Raw genomic sequence first — 17,633 nt, forward strand, 5'->3', positions numbered from 1 at the left:
ATGGGGGAGTTCATGATTCATGTCATTTCTGCCGTCAACCGGCACCTCTACGAAGACGTGCTCGATCAGCATTTTCGCCTGCGTCACGAGATCTTCGTCGAAGAGCGGAAGTGGGAGGGGCTACGCAAGCCCGACAACCGCGAGATCGACGCCTACGACAATGAGGACGCGATCTACCTGCTGGCTATCGAGAACCGCCGCGTGCTCGGCGGCTCCCGCCTGTATCCCACCGCCAGGCCGACCATGATGAGCGAGGTGTTTCCCCATCTCGCCGCGGTGCGGGGCTGCCCGGTCGATCCGCAAGTGTGGGAGTGGTCGCGCTTCTTCGTGACGCGCGAGCGCCGCGACGGCGCGTTCAATCTGCAACTGATGGCGGCGGCCCAGGAGTTCTGTCTCGATCAGGGCATCGAGCGGCTCTGCCTCGTCATGGAGACGTGGTGGCTGCCGCGCTTCCACCAGATCGGCTTCGTCGTGACGCCGCTCGGACTGCCGGCGCTGATCGAGGACTCCTGGACCATGGCGGCGACCATCGAGGTCCGCCAGGAGTCTCTCGACATCGTACGTGACCGTATCGGGATGACGAACGTCGTCCATCAGGACGGTCCGCGTCTCGACTGCGTCGCCCGTGCCAACCTCTGCGGCCAAACCGCCGCGCAACGAAAGAGCGCCTGAGATGTCGAACGTGATGCGAGATAGCCAGCTCATGGCGCAAACCAAGGACGAGAATCTCGGCTACATGTCCGACATGGCGCTCGAGCTCGCGCAAATGGCGGAAGATTCGGGATTGGCGACGCTGGCCTATCTGTTCCGGATGGCGGCGCTGGAGGCCTCGACGGCCAACAGCGAGATCAAGGTGCCGAACGATCTTCCCTGTCGGGTCACGTCGCACTAGACGTCACCCTCGCGTTGCGACCTCACTCACGCCCTCTCCCCGGAAACGGGAGGAGGGATATCGTTTGGGTGCGGCAGGGTGCCCCACCTTGCACGGCAGCCTTCTTGCAAGGCCGATCCAGACCACATGCACGGGCATGCAACAAAGTGCATGTCTGGCGTTGAATCACTCTTGCCTCGGAACGATACTGCCATTACCCATTTTTCGGCCTTGTAGAGGCAGGGGGAGCTCTTTCACTGATGGCGACTGTGTTCGAACATCGGCGCGTGTGCGCGTGCGCCTGAAAGAGTCTTGATGCTGCTCGTCGTCGAACAGTTCCTGAACGGATTGCAGTTCGGTCTGCTGCTGTTCCTGCTCGCCGCCGGCCTGACGCTGGTGTTCGGGATCATGGATCTCGTCAATCTCGCGCATGGCTCGCTCTACATGATGGGCGCCTATTTCGCCGCGACCTTCGCGGCGTGGACCGGCAGCTTCCTGCTCGGTGCGCTGCTGGCACTGGGGGCGACCCTGATCCTCGGTATCGTGCTGGAAATGAGCGCGCTACGACATCTCTACGGGCGCGATCATCTTGACCATGTGCTCGCGACCTTTGGCCTGATCCTGTTCTTCAATGAAGCCGTGCGGCTGATCTGGGGCCCGGCCGGCCTGGCACTGCCGCTGCCGCCCTGGCTGACGGTGCCGGTGCCGATCCTGCCCGGCATTCACTATCCGGCCTACCGCCTTGCCATTATCGTCGTTGCGTTGCTGGTTGCGCTGCTGCTCTATCTCGGCGTGATGCGCACCCGCATCGGCATGCTGATCCGCGCCGGCGCCTCCAACCGCGAGATGATCGGCGCGCTCGGCATCAACATCAAGCTGCTCTACACCCTGGTGTTCGGTCTAGGTGCCGCGCTTGCCGGCCTTGCCGGGCTGATGCAGGCGCCGATCCTCACCGTGCAGATCGGCATGGGTGAGAATATCCTGATCCTCGCCTTCGTCATCATCGTGATCGGCGGCATCGGTTCGATCCGCGGCGCGTTCCTCGCCGCCATCTTCGTCGGCATGATCGATACGCTCGGCCGCGCCTTCCTGCCCAATCTGCTGCGGCAGGTGCTCAGCGGCGCCGCGGCCTCCACCGCCGCGCCCGCGCTGTCCTCCATGCTGATCTACCTCCTCATGGCGATCGTGCTGGTGGTGCGGCCGGAGGGGCTGTTCCCGGCCAACCGTCGATGAAGACTTTCTCGGTGAGCAAGGCCGTCACGGCCCTGATGCTGGCGGGCCTCGTGCTGCTGCCGCTCTATTCATATCTGTCAGGCAACATCTTCATTCTGACGCTGTTCACGCGCATCGTCATCCTGGCGCTGGCTGCCGCGAGTCTCAACCTCATCATGGGCTTTGGCGGCATGATGAGCTTCGGCCACGCCGCCTATCTCGGCATTGGCGGCTACGCCGTCGGCATGCTTGCGCAGGAAGGCGTTGGAAGCGGCTTCATCCAGTTTCCGGTTGCGTTGGCGGCGTCTGCGATCTACGCGCTGGTGATCGGCGCACTCAGCCTGCGCACGCGCGGCGTCTATTTCATCATGATCACATTGGCCTTCGCGCAGATGGCCTATTACGTCGCCTCAGGGTTGGCCCGTTACGGCGGCGATGACGGCCTGACCGTCTACAAGCGCAGCGACTTCTCCGGCCTGATCAACCTGTCGAACCGTACGCAGTTCTATTATCTCTGCCTCGCCTGCCTGTTCGGCGTCATCTTCCTGATCTGGCGCATCGTCAATTCGCGCTTTGGGCTCGTCGTGCAGGGCCTGCGCTCCAACGAGCAACGCATGCAAGCGATCGGCTTCCCGGCAAAGCGTTATCAGCTGGTCTGCTTCGTCATCTCGGGCACCATGTGCGGCCTCGCCGGCGCACTGCTCGCCAACAACACCGATTTCGTCAGCCCGGCCGTGATGTACTGGACCCGCTCCGGCGACCTCATGGTGATGGTGATCCTGGGGGGCATGGGCACGCTGTTCGGTCCCGTGATGGGCGCGGTGGTCTATCTGCTGCTGGAAGAGTTCCTGTCGCAGATCACCGAATATTGGGCGCTGATCATGGGCCCGCTGCTGCTGCTGATCGTGCTGTTCGGCCGCGGCGGCATCATGGGCCTGCTGGGGAGGGTTGGTCGTGGCTGAACCGCTGCTCCGGGTCGAAAAGCTGGTGCGCCGTTTCGGCGGCATCATCGCGACGGACAACGTCTCGCTCGACGTTGCCGCGGGCGAGCTGCACGCCATCATCGGTCCGAACGGCGCCGGCAAGACGACGCTGATCAGCCAGCTCACGGGCCATCTCGAACCGCATTCCGGCAGCGTCTCTTTGGGCGGCCGCGATATCACTTATCTGCCAGCCTACCGCCGCTGCGCGCTCGGCCTGGCGCGCTCGTTCCAGATCACCTCGCTGCTGCTCGACTTCACCGCGGCCGACAACGTTGCACTCGCGGCGCAGGCGCATGCCGGCACCTCGTTCCGCTTTTTCGCCAACGCGCGCAAGGAGAAGGGCCTGCGCGACGCCGCGCACGCCGCGCTCGATCGTGTCGGGCTGGCCGATCGCGCCGATGTCCTGGTGTCGAAGCTCAGCCATGGCGAGCGGCGCCAGATCGAGCTTGCGGTCGCGCTTGCCAGCAAGCCGAAACTGCTGCTGCTCGACGAGCCCATGGCCGGGCTCGGCGTCACCGAATCCCAAGGCATGGTGAAGCTGCTCCAGGAGCTGCGCAAGGAAGTCTCGATCGTGCTGGTCGAGCACGACATGCCCGCGGTGTTTGCGCTTGCCGACCGCATCTCGGTGCTGGTCTATGGCCGCGTCATCGCCTCCGGCGACCCCGACGCGATCCGCGCCAATGACGACGTCAAGCGTGCCTATCTCGGCGACCAGCATGTGGTGACGCACCATGGCTGAAAACACGATGGCTGACACGCTGCTCGACGTTGACCGCATCGAGACCTGCTACGGCCTCAGCCAGGTGCTGTTCGGGCTGACGCTGTCGATCAAATCAGGCGAGATGGTCTCGCTGATGGGCCGCAACGGCATGGGCAAGACGACGACGATTCGCTCGATCATGGGCCTGACGCCGGCGCGATCAGGCGCGATCCGCTTTGCAGGCACCGAAGTGCGGCAGCTTCCGTCCTATCGGATCGCCCAACTCGGCATTGGCCTGGTGCCCGAGGGACGGCAGATTTTCCCGAACCTCACGGTACGTGAAAACCTGGTTGCTGCCGCTGCCGATCGGTTCGACAGCCCAAATCCCTGGACGCTCGCCGCGATCTACGTGCTGTTCCCCCGTCTTGCCGAGCGCGCCGCCAACATGGGCAACCAGCTCTCCGGCGGCGAGCAGCAGATGCTCGCCATCGGCCGTGCGCTGATGACCAACCCGAAGCTCCTGATCCTGGACGAGGCGACCGAAGGCCTCGCGCCGCTGATCCGCGAAGAGATCTGGCACTGCCTGTCGCTGCTCAAGAGCCGGGGCCAGTCGATCCTGGTCGTCGACAAGAACGTCGATCACCTCGCCCGCATCTGCGACCGCCACTTCATCATCGAGCGCGGCAAGACGGTCTGGAGCGGGACGTCGGACGAGCTGGTGGCCGATCCGGATCTTCAGCACAAATATTTGGGGATCTAGAGACTCGGCTAGGTGAGGCGCGGTACGTTTTTGCGGCTCTCTCAGCGTCGTCCTGGCGAAAGCCAGGACCCATACCGCGTGATTCATCGATTGCGGTGGGTATCAGTACCGAGCGACCAGTCTTCGCCAAACAAATCCCCGGGGTAAGGGGTCCTGGCTTTCGCCAGGACGACGCCCCGGGAGGCAGTGTGCAAACCGATCACCAATAGATCCCGTGCCGGTGCAACTCGCGGATCACGCGCGCCTCGGTGGAGGGCTCGCGATGCTGCTTCGGCTTGGCTTCGGCAGTGGGCTGAACTGGCGTTGCGGCGGGCGCGACTTGGGCCGGCGGAGTTGACGCTGGCGTCGTCGTCGCCGTCTGGACATTCGCCGGCTGTGTCGATGTCGGAGCCTGGGTGGCTTGCGGCGCGGCCGGCGCCGCCGGTTGCTCGGTCGTCTGGCCAGCATTTGTTGCTGCCAGGCTCAGGCTGCGCGAACCGCCGGCATGGGCCTGGCTCGCCAGCAGCGACAGCGTCGCGATCAGGATCAGCTTGCGCATGGGACCCCCTCGTTTGGTCAGTCGGCCTGACCTGATTTACGTGTCGTTAGCGGGCGAGGCGGTGCGCACCGATCTCGATCAGGGTGGTCCGGCAGGACAGGCGATAGATCAGACTGAACAATTGACCCAACATGACCGAACTCGATTGTTGATCACGAGCGGCAACGATAGCCGTAGTCTCTTTCCGGCGGTTTTCGAGGGCCAGGGAAAATGGCTTCGTCCGGGACCGGTGCGATGTCGTCGGAACAGACGGGATGAAGTCGTCTCACGGGGGCGTGAGGCTGATCCCGGTCAGAATACCTCGAAATACTCGCGATGCTCCCAATCGGTCACCTCGCTGAGGAAACGGTCGATCTCGGCATTCTTGATGTGGGTGTAATAGTCGACGAATTCCGCGCCGAATTTTTCGCGGAAGAACGGATCGTCCTTCAGCGCGCTGACCGCATCCCTCAGCGATTTCGGCAGCAGCGGCGCCCTGGTCTCGTAGGGCGTGTCGGCGGAAGGGCCAGGGTCCAGCTTGCGATCGACGCCGTCGAGCCCTGCGAGGACCTGCGAGGCCATATAGAGATAGGGATTGGCAGCGGGTTCGCCGACGCGGTTCTCCAGCCGCGTGGCGGCATCGCCCGCGTCGCCGAGCACGCGGATCATCACGCCTCTGTTGTCGCGGCCCCAGATCGCCCGGTCAGGCGCCAGCGAATAGGAGCGGTAGCGCTTGTAGCCGTTGATGGTCGGCGTCGTGAACACGGTGGCCGCACGCGCGTGATCGAGCAGGCCCGCAAGCCAGGCCCGCCCGAATTCGCTGAGCGGCTGTCCGGCGTCCTTCGCCATGAACAGGTTGTCACCGCTCGCCCGCGAAACGACCGACTGATGCAGGTGCCAGCCGCTGGCGAACACATTCGGCAGCTTCGGCCGGCACATGAAGGTGGCGTGATAGCCGTGGCGGCGCGCGATCTGCTTCACAGCGCTTCGGAACAGCACCATGTTGTCGGCGGGCTCCAGCCCCTTCTTCGGCGCAAAGGTGAACTCGCACTGGCTGGGCCCGAACTCGACCTCGACGGAGCGCAGAGGCAAGCCGAGCGCGATGATGTCACGCCGCAAGATTTCCAGCACCGGCTCCATCTGATCGAAGCGCTGTTCGGTGAGGTATTGATAGCCGTGGCTAAGCAGGCTCACCGAGGGTGGCGTGCCGGGCTGGCCGGCGTCCTCGGGCCGCATCTGCGGATCGTCGAGCCTGAAGATATGGAATTCGACCTCGAGCCCGGCGACGAAATCGTGGCCGCGGCTGGCGAGTTCATCGAGCACCTTGCGATACAGCCCGCGTGTCGCGAACGGCACCGGGCGGCCGTTCTGGAAGTAGAGGTCGCAGAGCACCCAGCCGGTGGTCGGCGCCCATGGCAGCACGCGGAACGTGGTGGGATCGGCGAGCATCAACACGTCGGCCGCGCCCTCCATCTCCTTCATGCCGAAGCCGCCGCCCGATGTGAACACCGGAAACACCGTGCGGTGCGAGGTGTCCTTGGCGAGCATGGTGGTGGTGATGGAGCAGCCGCTTTCCAGCGAGGCGAGCGCCTCGGCGGCGATGATGGTCTTGCCGCGCAAGATGCCGTGCTGGTCGGGGAAGGCGAGGCGGATGACCTCGAGGTTCTTGTCCTCGACCAGACGGCGCATGCGCGACGCCGCGTCCTTCTGCTCATCCGACCACAGCGCATGACGCGCGACGAATGTCACTTTGCAGCTCCTCCAGTCGTGAGGCGCGAAGCATGCGCCACATTCTCCGTCATTGCGAGGAGCTCTTGCGACGAAGCAATCCAGAAATGCGTCCGAGCTGACAGACTGGATTGCTTCGCTTCGCTCGCAATGACGAGGATAGACCTCACTCCGCCGCCGTCAGCCGGTGCACGTTGTCGGCGATGTCCTTTGGCACCGGCGCCGTCCACGGCGCGCCGCGGCGGCGCTTGACGTCGACTTCCATCCAATAGGTCTCCCAGCCGCGCGTCGGCCCGATGCCGTCCATCGTCGCCGGTCCCTGAATGCTGCGCGCATTGGCCTCATCCAGAAACAGCATCGGCTTCTCGCCGCCGCCGACCTTCTCGATTTCCTGCCGCAGCAGCCGACGATATTGCACGATGGCCTTGTCGCTCGAACCGAGATGCTCCTTGGTGCGATCCTGGATCGCGCCCATCGACTCCACCGCCCACTGGTCGTGGACGTTGATATCGTTGCCCATGCCGGTATAAGTCGCGGTTCTCTGCTCGTGCGGATCGAAGCCGTAATCGTTGCTGCGGTTCTTGCGCGAGACGTAATTGGGCAGCTCGTAGAGCTCGAGCCGCTGGTCGCGCATCTTCTTCTTGTCGACCGGGTTCGAATAGCTGGTGAAGATCGCGTACCAGTAGCAGTTCTCGTCATCGACAGGCACGTGCCACTGCGTGATCGTCATCTCGGTGCTCATGGGAATGACGAAGCCATGCGGGAACAGCTGGTTGGTGACGCGCACATGCGTGCGCTCCTCGTCGATCTCGCGCAGCGCGATCAGCCGCAGGCCATATTCGGTGTGCTCGACATTGATGATGGGGCGGTCGTACTCGCGCAGGATTTTCGTCATCGGCAGGTCGCTGCCGGCGGAGGCGCCGCGGAACTGTTTGCCGTAAGCGGTGGAGGTGTCCTCGTCCTCGAAGAAGCGATGCAGATAGGAGGCGTGCGCGGGATCGATGCCGACCTCCAGGGCCTGCAGCCAGTTGCAGGCCATGTGGCCCTTGAACGCAAAGGTGTGCGTTCCGGGCGCGACGAAGCAGTCGATCTCCGGGAAAGCGGGCGGCTCACCCTCGCCCAGATAGGCCCAGAGGATGCCGCTCTTCTCGACCACCGGATAAGAGCGCTGGCGGATGTTCTGGCAGAGTTTTGAATCCTTCGGCTCGGCAGGAGTCTCGATGCACTGGCCTGATGCGTCGAACAGCCAGCCATGGAAAGCGCAGCGCAGTCCGCCATGTTCGAGCCGGCCGAAGGCGAGGTCGGCGCCGCGATGGGCGCAGTGGCGATCGATCAGTCCGTAACGCCCCTGCTCGTCGCGAAACAGCACCAGGTTTTCCCCGAGCAGACGGACGGGGCGGATCGGCCGCTCGCCTTCCAATTCATCGACCAGCGCCGCCGGTTGCCAGTAGTTCCGCATCAGCTTTCCGCACGGGTCTTTCGGCCCGGTGCGGGTGATCAGGTCGTTCTGCTCCTGGCTCATCATGGCGGTCGCGTCCTTTTGCCAGAGGGGCGTTTCTGTTCGCCTATTGAACTAATGGTCGAATTATGACATGCCCTAGCTCGGCAGCAAGCACTATTTTGCAGGACCATCCATGCCCAAACTGAAGCGGAGCGAGACGGGCGAGCGGGCGACGGATTTCGTCGAAGCGCTCGATCGCGGCCTGCGTCTGTTGCAATGCTTCGGCACCAACACAGGTCCCATGACGCTGAGCGATCTCGCCCGCGCCGCCGAGCTGCCGCGTGCGACCACGCGGCGCATGCTGTTCACCCTCCAGCGCGGCGGCTTCGTCAGCGGTGATGGAAAGCTGTTCTCGCTGACGCCTCATGTGCTGACGCTGGCGGCGTCCTATCTGCGCTCGAACCAGCTGGTCACGGTGCTGCAGCCTGTGCTCGACCGGGTTGCCACCGCGGCCAACGAGATCTCCTCGCTCGCGGTGCTCGACGGCGACGATGTCGTGTTCATCGCCCGCAGCAGCCCGGCCCGGATGTTTTCGGGCGGTCTCGAGATCGGCTATCGCCTGCCCGCGTTTTGCACCTCGGTCGGCCGCGCCATGCTCGGCCAGCTCGGCGATGTCGATCTGCTCGCGCGACTGAAGAAGATGAAGCGCGAGACGCTGACGCCGCAGACGGTGACCGATCCCAAGGCGCTGCTCGCGCGTATCACGGCTGATCGAGCCCAAGGCTACTCGCTGGTCGACCGCGAAGCCGAGCCGCATTTCCGCTCCATCTCGGTGCCGGTGCGCCGCTACGACGGTGTGATCGTCGCCGCCATCAACATGGGCGCGCATGTCGACCGCGTGCCGGCGCAGGAATTGATCGACCGCTTCCTGCCGCTACTGCGCGAGGGTGCGGAGGATGTGAAGGACAGATTGTTGTGAGAAATGACATGACGGGTACCCCTCTTCTCACGCTGACGCACATGGACACCGGCGTGACGTTCTATCATCTGAACGATGAGAGGGCGTTTTTTGAATGGTTGACGCGGATTCCTTGCGTGCAGAGTTGCGAGGGCGAGGGCAATCGGGGGCTGGTTGTTCGATTGAAGCGCCGTCCGGGGAAGGACGATCTCCGGCAGCTTCTTGCGCTTTGCTATCGCTATGGCGTCGACATGACGCAATTGGCGAAGTTCGAGACGCCAAAAAATCGCGTCTGGTTCCGGGATCCACAGAAGTACTGGTACCGTGCTGTGTTCGGAAAACCGCCCGCACGGCGGAAATCGTGACAGACACGGTGAACGGCGCTTCGCCGATCCACCCTATGAGTGCTCACCGCTCCGCTGCCTCGCGCTCGATGTCGCTGCCCCCCTCGGCCGTGAAGACCAGCCGGATGCTGCGGACCCCCCGGCGTCATGCGTGCTCTTACATCAGCGCGCTTCGCCGCGACTAGCTGCGGTTGCGCATCCAATCGGCAAGACCGGATAGCGCCCGGTCGAGGTCCTGCCTCGCAGTGGCGTCCGTGACAGTCTCCTCCAGCGCGCCGCGCATGCACTTGAGCCACGCATCGCGTTCGGCGTCCCCGATGGCAAAGCCGATGTGCCGCTGCCGCAGCCGCGGATGGCCTTTCTCGGGGGAATAGAGTTTTGGGCCGCCGGTCCATTCGGTGAGATAGCGCTTCAGGACGTCCCTGATCAGACCGAGGTCGTCCGCATGCATGGCGCGGATCACCTTCGCCTCCGGCAGCGTGTCCATGCGGTCGTAGAAGCGGTCGACCAGGGCGTCGATCGTGGCGCTCCCGCCGATCCGCTCGAACATGGTGGTGGTGACGTCGCTGTCGCTCATATGAGGTTCCGTTTACAGCGCGACGCTGCGCAGCCCAAAGCTGCGGGCTTCGTTCTGCAACACCGGCCGCACCGCATCGATCAGCCTTGCAGCGGCGGCATCGACGCTCAGCCCTGCCGTATCCACCACCGCCGTCGCGCGCGCGTAGAGCGGCTCGCGGCTGAGCAGGATATTACGTAGCTCAGCCATCGCGGAGCGATCGTCCGCCATCGGCCGCAGATCGCCCTGGCGTCGGACGCGGGCCATGTGCTCCTCGGGCTCGGCCTTCAGCCAGATCGTATAGAACGACGTCAGGATCTGGTCGAAGGTCAGCGGCTCCGAGACGATGCCGCCGCCGGTCGCCAGCACCATGAGCTCGTTGCGCGCCAGCAGCTGCTGCAGCGCCGCCTGCTCCATGCGCCTGAAACCTTCCTGGCCATAGAGAGCGATGATCTCGGCGACCGAGAGGCCGTTCTGCTGCTCAACCTCCTTGTTGAGCTCGACAAAGCTCCAGCCGATCTTCTTCGCCAGCATTCGCCCGAGCGTCGATTTGCCGGCGCCGCGCAGGCCAATCAGCGCAATGCCGCAGAACGGTGCGCGCCGCGGCGCGGTTGCGCTGCCGCCGGCGAGCAGATCCTTGGCTTGCGCGATTTGCGCCGGTGTCGCCTTGCGCAGGAGATCGCGAAACATCTGCCAGTCCGGCGTCGGATCGGCTGAGGGCAGCAAATCTTCGAGATGCGCGCCCATTGCGTCGGAGACGCGGCGCAGGAGCACGATCGACACATTGCCCTTGCCGCTCTCGAGCTGCGCGATGTAGCGCTCCGAAATTCCCGATACCTTGGCGAGCACTTTTCGCGACATGCCGCGCAGCGCGCGCATGGTGCGCACACGCTGGCCGAGTTGTTCGAGAAACCGGGATTCGGCGTCGGGACTGTCGGTCATGAGCCTTCTTTACAGATGTCCTGCGGCGCGTTTTAATGAAACATAATGCCTGCCGGCATTGACAGCAAGCCGCCGCAGTGTCTTTCTATGAATTATAATTCTAAAATTCGGGGGAGACGACCGTGAGCGAGGGTTCCTACAATGCGGTGACCTGGCTGCTCGACCGTAATGTCGAGGAAGGCAGGGGCAACAAGCTCGCCTTCGACGATACCGTCTCGCGGCTGACCTACGGCGAGCTCCAGCAACAGACCCGTCGCGCCGCCAACATGCTGCGCCGGCTCGGCGTCCGCCGCGAGGAACGCGTGGCGATGATCATGCTGGACACGGTCGATTTCCCGATCGTGTTCCTGGGCGCGATCCGCGCTGGCATCGTGCCGGTGCCGCTCAACACGCTGCTGACCGCGGACCAATACGCCTACATACTCGCCGACTGCCGCGCCCGCGTGCTGTTCGTCTCCGAGGCGCTCTATCCCGTCATCAAGGACGTCGTCGGCCGCATGCCCGATCTCGAGCATGTCGTGGTCTCGGGCGCCAGGCAGAATGGACACAAGCAGCTCGCCGAGGAAATCTCAGGCGAGAGCGATCAGTTCACGACGGCTGCAACGCATACGGATGAGCCGGCGTTCTGGCTCTATTCGTCGGGATCGACCGGCATGCCCAAGGGCGTGCGTCATATCCATTCGAATTTGCAGGCGACAGCGGATACCTACGCCAAGCAGGTGCTCGGCATTCGCGAGAGCGATGTCTGTCTGTCCGCTGCAAAGCTGTTCTTTGCTTATGGTCTCGGCAATGCGCTGACCTTCCCGATGTCGGTCGGCGCCACCGTGGTGCTCAACAGCGAGCGGCCGACGCCGGCGCGCATGTTCGACCTGATGAACCGCTACGATCCGTCGATCTTCTACGGCGTGCCGACATTGTTCGCGGCGATGCTCAACGACGAGACGATGAAGGGTGAACGCGGCGGCAAGTCGCTTCGCATTTGCACCTCGGCCGGCGAGGCGCTGCCGGCATCCGTCGGCAACAGCTGGAGATCACGCTTCGGCGTCGACATCCTCGACGGCGTAGGTTCGACCGAGTTGTTGCACATCTTCCTGTCGAACGCGCCCGGCGACATCAAATATGGCTCATCTGGAAAACCGGTGCCGGGCTATGCGGTGCGGCTCGTCAACGAGGCCGGCCAGGACGTCGCCGACGGCGAGGTCGGCGAGCTGCTGGTCGATGCGCCCTCGGCGGGTGAAGGCTACTGGAACCAGCGCCACAAGAGCCGTCGCACATTTGAGGGGCCATGGACTCGCACCGGCGACAAATATGTCCGCGACGCCGAGGGACGCTACACGTTCTGCGGCCGCGCCGACGACATGTTCAAGGTCTCCGGCATCTGGGTCTCGCCCTTCGAAGTCGAGAGTGCGCTGATCACGCATCCCGCGGTGCTGGAGGCCGCGGTCGTGCCTGAAGCCGATCCGGAAGGTCTCTTGAAACCAAAGGCTTACGTCGTGCTGCGCCCCGGCGCGCCGACGCGCGATCTGCAGGAGATGTTGAAGGAGCACGTCAAGCAGAAGATCGGCCCATGGAAATATCCGCGCTGGATCGACGTGGTGGACTCGCTGCCCAAGACGGCGACGGGGAAGATCCAACGGTTCAAGCTGCGCGAGGGCGCGAGTTGAGCGCGACGTCGCGGCGGAACAGCTTGCTTACCCCCCTCCAGGGGAGGGTGGGCATCGTCTCTGCGGCTTAGCAATGGGAATTGCTCATGACCAACCTCACCCCCACCGGCTTTCTCGACATCGGCACCGCCCGCCTGGAATACAAATGGCTCGCGCCGCTGGTCACCGACGCTCCGACGATCGTTATGCTGCACGAAGGCCTCGGCTCCGTCGGCCTGTGGAACGACTTTCCGGAAAAACTCCAGCAGGCCACCGGCGCCGGCATTTTCGCGTACTCACGCGCAGGCTATGGCCAATCGAGTCCCGTGATGCTGCCGCGTCCGCTCGATTACATGCAGCGCGAGGCGCTGGATGTGCTGCCGAAAGTCCTCGATGCGATTCCCTTCAGGCGCGGCCTGTTGCTCGGCCATTCCGACGGCGGCTCGATTGCGACGATTTATGCCGGTTCACATCAGGATCATCGCCTGCAAGGCATCGCGCTGATCGCGCCGCATTTCATCGTCGAGGACGTCTCGGTGAAGTCCATCGCCGCGATCAAGACCGCCTATGAGACCACCGATCTCAAGGCCAAGCTGGCGCGCTGGCACAAGGACGTCGACAACGCCTTTTACGGCTGGAATGACGCCTGGCTCGACCCAAAATTCCGTGACTGGGACATTTCGGAATATCTGGCCTATATCCGCGTTCCCGTATTGGTCGTGCAGGGACGGGATGACCAATATGGGACACTGCGTCAGGTCGAAATTGCGCAGGAAGAGTGCTACTGTCCGGTAGATCTAGAAATCATTTCAGACGCGGGCCATTCCCCGCATCGTGAAGCGCCAAGGGTGACGCTTGACGCGATTGAGCAATTTGCAAGAGCGGCCCTGCGCGACGATCAGGGACTTCGGGGACACGCTGCGTGATCATGTGGAGGCGCATCCATGAATGTGCCTCCACATGCGAGCGGCCCGCTGCCGTGGCCGCGATGGGCCTATGTGCCGGGCGAGACCGGCGCTGTCGATGCGGATTACGAGACGCTGGACACGGCCAAGGCGCTGGTGCCCTCGGCCTTCCGCGGCTACGTGCCGGCGCGCCATCCGGCGCTGCGCTATGGGCTTGCGTTGAACGACCGCGGCTATTTCTGGGAATCGCAGGAGGTGCTGGAAGCGCTATGGGCCGCGGCCCCGCAGGGCGGCCGCGAGCGTATCCTGCTGCGGGCCTGCATCCATGTCGCCAACGCCAATCTGCGGCTGCGCATGCAGAAGGCGCATTCGGCCGCGCGGCTGTTCGGGGAGGCGCTGACCGAGCTGCGGGTCTTGAGCGCGCGCAAGACCGGAGCCGCGGGCGATGGCTTTGTCGAAAGCTTTCCGGTGCCGGCGCTGACGGCCTCGCTCGAGGCCAAGCTCGGCCGAAGCCAGCTCACCAAGGCCGACTGGATCGGGCTCGGCGCTATTGTGCGGTCACAGGCACCTTCATGAAACAAAGTGCATATCTCGTCGATTAAGGGCTAGACGCGCGCCGTAATATGCATTATTGTGCATCTAACGGTAAAACCAAGACGAGCTCAAGGGTGGCCCATGGCCGGGGAAGATCGGCGCCTCGCAGGCGGCGCGACATTCATCGATTTCCAGACCGAGCCGTCCCGCTACAAGCACTGGAAGCTTGCGGTCGACGGTGACGTTGCGACGCTGACCATGGACGTAGACGAGAACGGCGGACTGTTCGAGGGCTATCTGCTCAAGCTCAACTCCTACGATCTCGGCGTCGACATCGAGCTTGCCGACGTGGTCCAGCGGCTGCGCTTCGAGCATCCAGAGGTGAAGGTCGTGGTGATGCGCTCGGCCAAGAACCGCGTGTTCTGCGCCGGCGCCAACATCCGCATGCTCGCGGGCTCGACTCACGCCCACAAGGTGAACTTCTGCAAGTTCACCAACGAGACCCGCAACGGCATGGAGGATTCGTCCGAGAATTCCGGCCAGCGCTTCATCACGGTGGTGAACGGCTCGGCCGCCGGCGGCGGCTACGAGCTGGCGCTCGCGACCGACCACATCATCCTTGCCGATGACGGTGCGTCTGCCGTGGCGCTGCCCGAAGTGCCGTTGCTCGCGGTGCTCCCGGGCACCGGCGGCCTCACCCGCGTCGTCGACAAGCGCAAGGTGCGCCGCGACCACGCCGATTTCTTCTGCACCATCGAGGAAGGCGTGAAGGGCAAGCGCGCGGTGCAGTGGCGCCTCGTCGACGAGATCGCGCCGAATTCCAAGCTCGAAGCCAGGATCGCCGAGCGCGCCAAGGAGTTTGCGGCCGCCTCGAAGCGCCAGGGCAGCGGCAAGGGAATCGCGCTGACGCCGCTCAAGCGCGTGATCGACGCGACCAGCATCCGCTATGGCTTCGTCACCGTCGACATCGACCGCGCCGCACGCATCGCCACCATCGCGATCAAGGCACCGGAAGCAGCGGTACCTGCCGACATCGACGGCATGATGGCGCAGGGCGCCTCGTTCTGGCCGTTACAAGTAGCGCGCGAACTCGACGATGCCATCCTGCATCTGCGCATCAACGAGCTCGAGATCGCCATGCTGGTGTTCAAGAGCCACGGCGACCGCGCCCATGTGCTCGCATCCGACGCTTTCCTCGAAGCCAACAAGGCGCACTGGCTGGTCAACGAGATCAGGCATTACTGGAAGCGCGTGCTCAAGCGCATCGACGTCACCTCCCGCACGCTGGTGACCCTGGTCGAGCCCGGCTCCTGCTTTGCCGGCACGCTCGCCGAGCTCGTCTTCGCTGCGGACCGCTCCTACATGCTGATCGGCACCCGTCAGGGCGACAATCAGCCGCCGCCGTCGATCGAACTCTCGGCGATGAATTTCGGCCCCTATCCGATGAGTCACGGCCTGACGCGGCTGGAGTCGCGCTTCCAGGCCGATCCGGCTGATGTGGAGCGCGCCGAAGCCACACGCGGCACCGCGCTCGACGCAGAGCAGGCCGAAGAACTCGGCCTCGTCACCTTCGCGCTCGACGACATCGACTGGGACGACGAGGTTCGCGTGTTCCTGGAGGAGCGCGCCAGCTTCTCGCCCGACAGCCTCACCGGCATGGAAGCAAGCCTGCGCTTCGTCGGCCCCGAGACCATGGAATCGAAAATCTTCTCGCGCCTCACCGCCTGGCAGAACTGGATCTTCCAGCGCCCCAATGCCGTCGGCGAGGAAGGCGCGCTGCGCCGCTATGGCAGCGGCCAGAAACCGAAATTCGATATGACGCGAGTCTAGCGAGTAGGGAGTGGCGAATAGCGAATAGAACTTTTCATTCGCTACTCGCCATTCGCCACTCGCGCCCTCAAACGAGTCAGTCCCATACGGGAGGTACCCCATGAACATGAACATCATGAACGTCGACTACTCGACCAAGATTCCGAACAACGTGAATCTCGCCGAAGACCGCCAGGTGCTGAAGGCGCTCGAGGGCTGGCATCCCGGCTACATGGATTGGTGGAGCGATATGGGGCCGGAGGGCTTCCAGGAGTCGCTGGTGTACTTGCGCACCGCTTACTCCGTCGATCCCCGCGGCTGGGCCAAGTTCGACTACGTCCGCATGCCCGAATATCGCTGGGGCATTCTCCTTGCTCCACAGGAAGAAAATCGCGTCGTGCCGTTCGGCGAGCACTATGGCGAGCCCGCCTGGCAGGAAGTGCCGGGCGAATATCGTGCCCTGCTGCGGCGCCTGATCGTGATCCAGGGCGACACCGAGCCGGCCTCGGTCGAGCAGCAGCGTCATCTCGGCAAGACCGCGCCCTCGCTCTACGACATGCGCAATTTGTTCCAGGTCAACGTCGAGGAAGGCCGTCATCTCTGGGCAATGGTCTACCTGCTCCAGAAATATTTCGGCCGCGACGGCCGCGAAGAGGCGTACGATTTGCTGCGCCGCCGCTCCGGCGATGCCGATGCGCCGCGCATGCTCGGTGCGTTCAATGAAGCGACGCCGGACTGGCTGTCCTTCTTCATGTTCACCTACTTCACCGACCGCGACGGCAAGATGCAGTTGCACAGCCTCGCGCAATCGGGCTTCGATCCGCTGTCGCGCACCTGCCGCTTCATGCTCACGGAAGAAGCGCATCACATGTTCGTCGGCGAAACCGGTATCACCCGCGTCGTGCAGCGGACGTGCGACGCCATGCGCGACGCCGGCATCAGCGATCCGACCGACATCGCCAAGGTCCGCGCGCTCGGCGTGATCGATCTTCCGACGGTCCAGAAGAAGCTGAACCTGCACTACACGCTGTCGCTCGATCTGTTCGGCTCTGAAGTCTCGACCAACGCGGCCAATGCCTTCAACACCGGCATCAAGGGCCGCTACCACGAGACCCAGATCGAGGACGATCACCAGCTCAAGAACTCGACCTATCCGGTGCTCAAGCTGGTCAACGGCGAAATCAAGCTGGTCGACGAGCCGGCATTGACCGCGCTCAACATGCGCCTGCGCGACGATTACAGCCAGGATTGCGTCAAGGGCATGCTGCGCTGGAACAAGGTGATCTCGACCGCGGGCTACGACTTCCAGCTCAAGCTGCCCAACGTCGCCTTCCACCGTCACATCGGCGAGTTCAAGGACGTGCACGCAACGCCCGACGGCATTTTGATCGATGATGCCACCTGGGCCAGGCGCAGGGACGATTGGCTGCCCTCGACCGCCGACGGCGACTTCATCACCTCCTTGATGCAGCCCGTCACCGAAACCGGCAAGTACGCCTCGTGGATCTCGCCGCCCAAGGTCGGCATCGACAACAAGCCCGGCGATTTCGAGTACGTGAAGATCGAGTCGTAGCGCTGCTGGCGAGACGCGACGGTCGCGCCAAACACTCAGCTGTCGTCCCGGCGAAGGCCGGCAACTGTTATGTTGATGGTTCGACCTTATAGATTTTTCGGTCGCGCAGCATGGCGTTGAGGATGGTCAGCAGCTTCCTGGCGACAGCAATGAGGGC

The 17,633-nt window shown here is 63.7% G+C and carries 18 protein-coding genes; 13 read left to right on the top strand and 5 right to left on the bottom strand.

Annotated elements, in window-relative coordinates; all coding sequences use genetic code 11:
• Positions 1-12 precede the first annotated feature (12 nt).
• From JQ621_RS30645 to JQ621_RS30670, 6 genes are all read left to right on the top strand, one after another.
• Entirely contained in the window at positions 13-672 is a 660-nt protein-coding gene (locus tag JQ621_RS30645; protein WP_212240566.1) for an acyl-homoserine-lactone synthase, read from the top strand.
• A gap of 1 nt (position 673) precedes the next feature.
• Positions 674-892: a hypothetical protein gene (locus JQ621_RS30650; RefSeq protein ID WP_212240567.1), complete on the top strand. Its 219-nt coding sequence runs from the start codon at positions 674-676 to the stop codon at positions 890-892.
• A 294-nt stretch (positions 893-1,186) separates the two neighbouring features.
• Positions 1,187-2,104: a branched-chain amino acid ABC transporter permease gene (locus tag JQ621_RS30655; protein ID WP_212240568.1), complete on the top strand. Its 918-nt coding sequence runs from the start codon at positions 1,187-1,189 to the stop codon at positions 2,102-2,104.
• Positions 2,101-3,045: a branched-chain amino acid ABC transporter permease gene (locus JQ621_RS30660; protein ID WP_212240569.1), complete on the top strand. Its 945-nt coding sequence runs from the start codon at positions 2,101-2,103 to the stop codon at positions 3,043-3,045. Before JQ621_RS30655 ends, JQ621_RS30660 begins: the two co-directional genes overlap by 4 nt.
• Positions 3,038-3,805: an ABC transporter ATP-binding protein gene (locus JQ621_RS30665; protein WP_212240570.1), complete on the top strand. Its 768-nt coding sequence runs from the start codon at positions 3,038-3,040 to the stop codon at positions 3,803-3,805. The genes JQ621_RS30660 and JQ621_RS30665 overlap by 8 nt, the downstream gene beginning before the upstream one ends.
• On the top strand, positions 3,798-4,526 hold the full coding sequence (locus JQ621_RS30670; RefSeq protein ID WP_249125675.1) for an ABC transporter ATP-binding protein: 729 nt from the start codon (positions 3,798-3,800) through the stop codon (positions 4,524-4,526). Before JQ621_RS30665 ends, JQ621_RS30670 begins: the two co-directional genes overlap by 8 nt.
• A 199-nt stretch (positions 4,527-4,725) precedes the next feature.
• On the opposite strand, the gene JQ621_RS30675 is transcribed toward JQ621_RS30670, so the two are convergent.
• The 3 genes from JQ621_RS30675 to JQ621_RS30685 all read right to left on the bottom strand — a co-directional run bounded on the left by JQ621_RS30675 (position 4,726) and on the right by JQ621_RS30685 (position 8,296).
• Positions 4,726-5,064 carry a hypothetical protein gene (locus tag JQ621_RS30675; RefSeq protein WP_212240571.1) on the bottom strand — a complete coding sequence of 113 codons (339 nt, stop codon included), beginning with the start codon at positions 5,062-5,064 and terminating at the stop codon, positions 4,726-4,728.
• Positions 5,065-5,355: 291 nt separating this feature from the next.
• Positions 5,356-6,792, bottom strand: coding sequence for a glutamine synthetase family protein (locus tag JQ621_RS30680; RefSeq protein WP_212240572.1), 1,437 nt, complete (start codon positions 6,790-6,792; stop codon positions 5,356-5,358).
• Positions 6,793-6,937: 145 nt separating this feature from the next.
• On the bottom strand, positions 6,938-8,296 hold the full coding sequence (locus JQ621_RS30685; protein WP_212240573.1) for an aromatic ring-hydroxylating dioxygenase subunit alpha: 1,359 nt from the start codon (positions 8,294-8,296) through the stop codon (positions 6,938-6,940).
• Positions 8,297-8,405: 109 nt separating this feature from the next.
• Here JQ621_RS30685 and JQ621_RS30690 point away from each other — a divergent pair, with 109 nt between their 5' ends.
• Positions 8,406-9,191, top strand: a complete 786-nt coding sequence (locus JQ621_RS30690) for an IclR family transcriptional regulator domain-containing protein (protein WP_212240575.1) — start codon at positions 8,406-8,408, stop codon at positions 9,189-9,191.
• Positions 9,188-9,535 (top strand): hypothetical protein, encoded by a 348-nt coding sequence (locus JQ621_RS30695; protein WP_212240576.1) that lies wholly within the window; start codon positions 9,188-9,190, stop codon positions 9,533-9,535. The genes JQ621_RS30690 and JQ621_RS30695 overlap by 4 nt, the downstream gene beginning before the upstream one ends.
• 160 nt (positions 9,536-9,695) lie before the next feature.
• Here JQ621_RS30695 and JQ621_RS30700 read toward each other — a convergent pair whose 3' ends face one another.
• The gene (locus JQ621_RS30700; protein WP_212240578.1) at positions 9,696-10,091 is read right to left on the bottom strand and encodes a group II truncated hemoglobin; all 396 of its coding nucleotides are present in this window, start codon (positions 10,089-10,091) and stop codon (positions 9,696-9,698) included.
• A 12-nt stretch (positions 10,092-10,103) separates the two neighbouring features.
• Positions 10,104-11,012 carry a helix-turn-helix transcriptional regulator gene (locus JQ621_RS30705; protein WP_194478420.1) on the bottom strand — a complete coding sequence of 303 codons (909 nt, stop codon included), beginning with the start codon at positions 11,010-11,012 and terminating at the stop codon, positions 10,104-10,106.
• A gap of 122 nt (positions 11,013-11,134) precedes the next feature.
• On the opposite strand from JQ621_RS30705, the gene JQ621_RS30710 reads away from it, so the two are divergent.
• The 5 genes from JQ621_RS30710 to boxB all read left to right on the top strand — a co-directional run bounded on the left by JQ621_RS30710 (position 11,135) and on the right by boxB (position 17,476).
• Positions 11,135-12,676, top strand: a complete 1,542-nt coding sequence (locus tag JQ621_RS30710) for a benzoate-CoA ligase family protein (RefSeq protein WP_212240580.1) — start codon at positions 11,135-11,137, stop codon at positions 12,674-12,676.
• A gap of 86 nt (positions 12,677-12,762) precedes the next feature.
• Entirely contained in the window at positions 12,763-13,581 is an 819-nt protein-coding gene (locus tag JQ621_RS30715) for an alpha/beta fold hydrolase (protein ID WP_212240581.1), read from the top strand.
• Between the two features lie 18 nt (positions 13,582-13,599).
• The gene (locus JQ621_RS30720) at positions 13,600-14,136 is read left to right on the top strand and encodes a DUF309 domain-containing protein (protein WP_212240582.1); all 537 of its coding nucleotides are present in this window, start codon (positions 13,600-13,602) and stop codon (positions 14,134-14,136) included.
• Between the two features lie 99 nt (positions 14,137-14,235).
• Positions 14,236-15,924, top strand: coding sequence for a 2,3-epoxybenzoyl-CoA dihydrolase (boxC, locus tag JQ621_RS30725; RefSeq protein ID WP_212240583.1), 1,689 nt, complete (start codon positions 14,236-14,238; stop codon positions 15,922-15,924).
• 100 nt (positions 15,925-16,024) lie between these two features.
• Positions 16,025-17,476: a benzoyl-CoA 2,3-epoxidase subunit BoxB gene (gene boxB / locus JQ621_RS30730; RefSeq protein ID WP_212240584.1), complete on the top strand. Its 1,452-nt coding sequence runs from the start codon at positions 16,025-16,027 to the stop codon at positions 17,474-17,476.
• Positions 17,477-17,633: the final 157 nt, after the last annotated feature.

Origin of the sequence: Bradyrhizobium manausense (assembly GCF_018129685.1) — a bacterium.
Lineage (GTDB): Bacteria > Pseudomonadota > Alphaproteobacteria > Rhizobiales > Xanthobacteraceae > Bradyrhizobium > Bradyrhizobium manausense_D.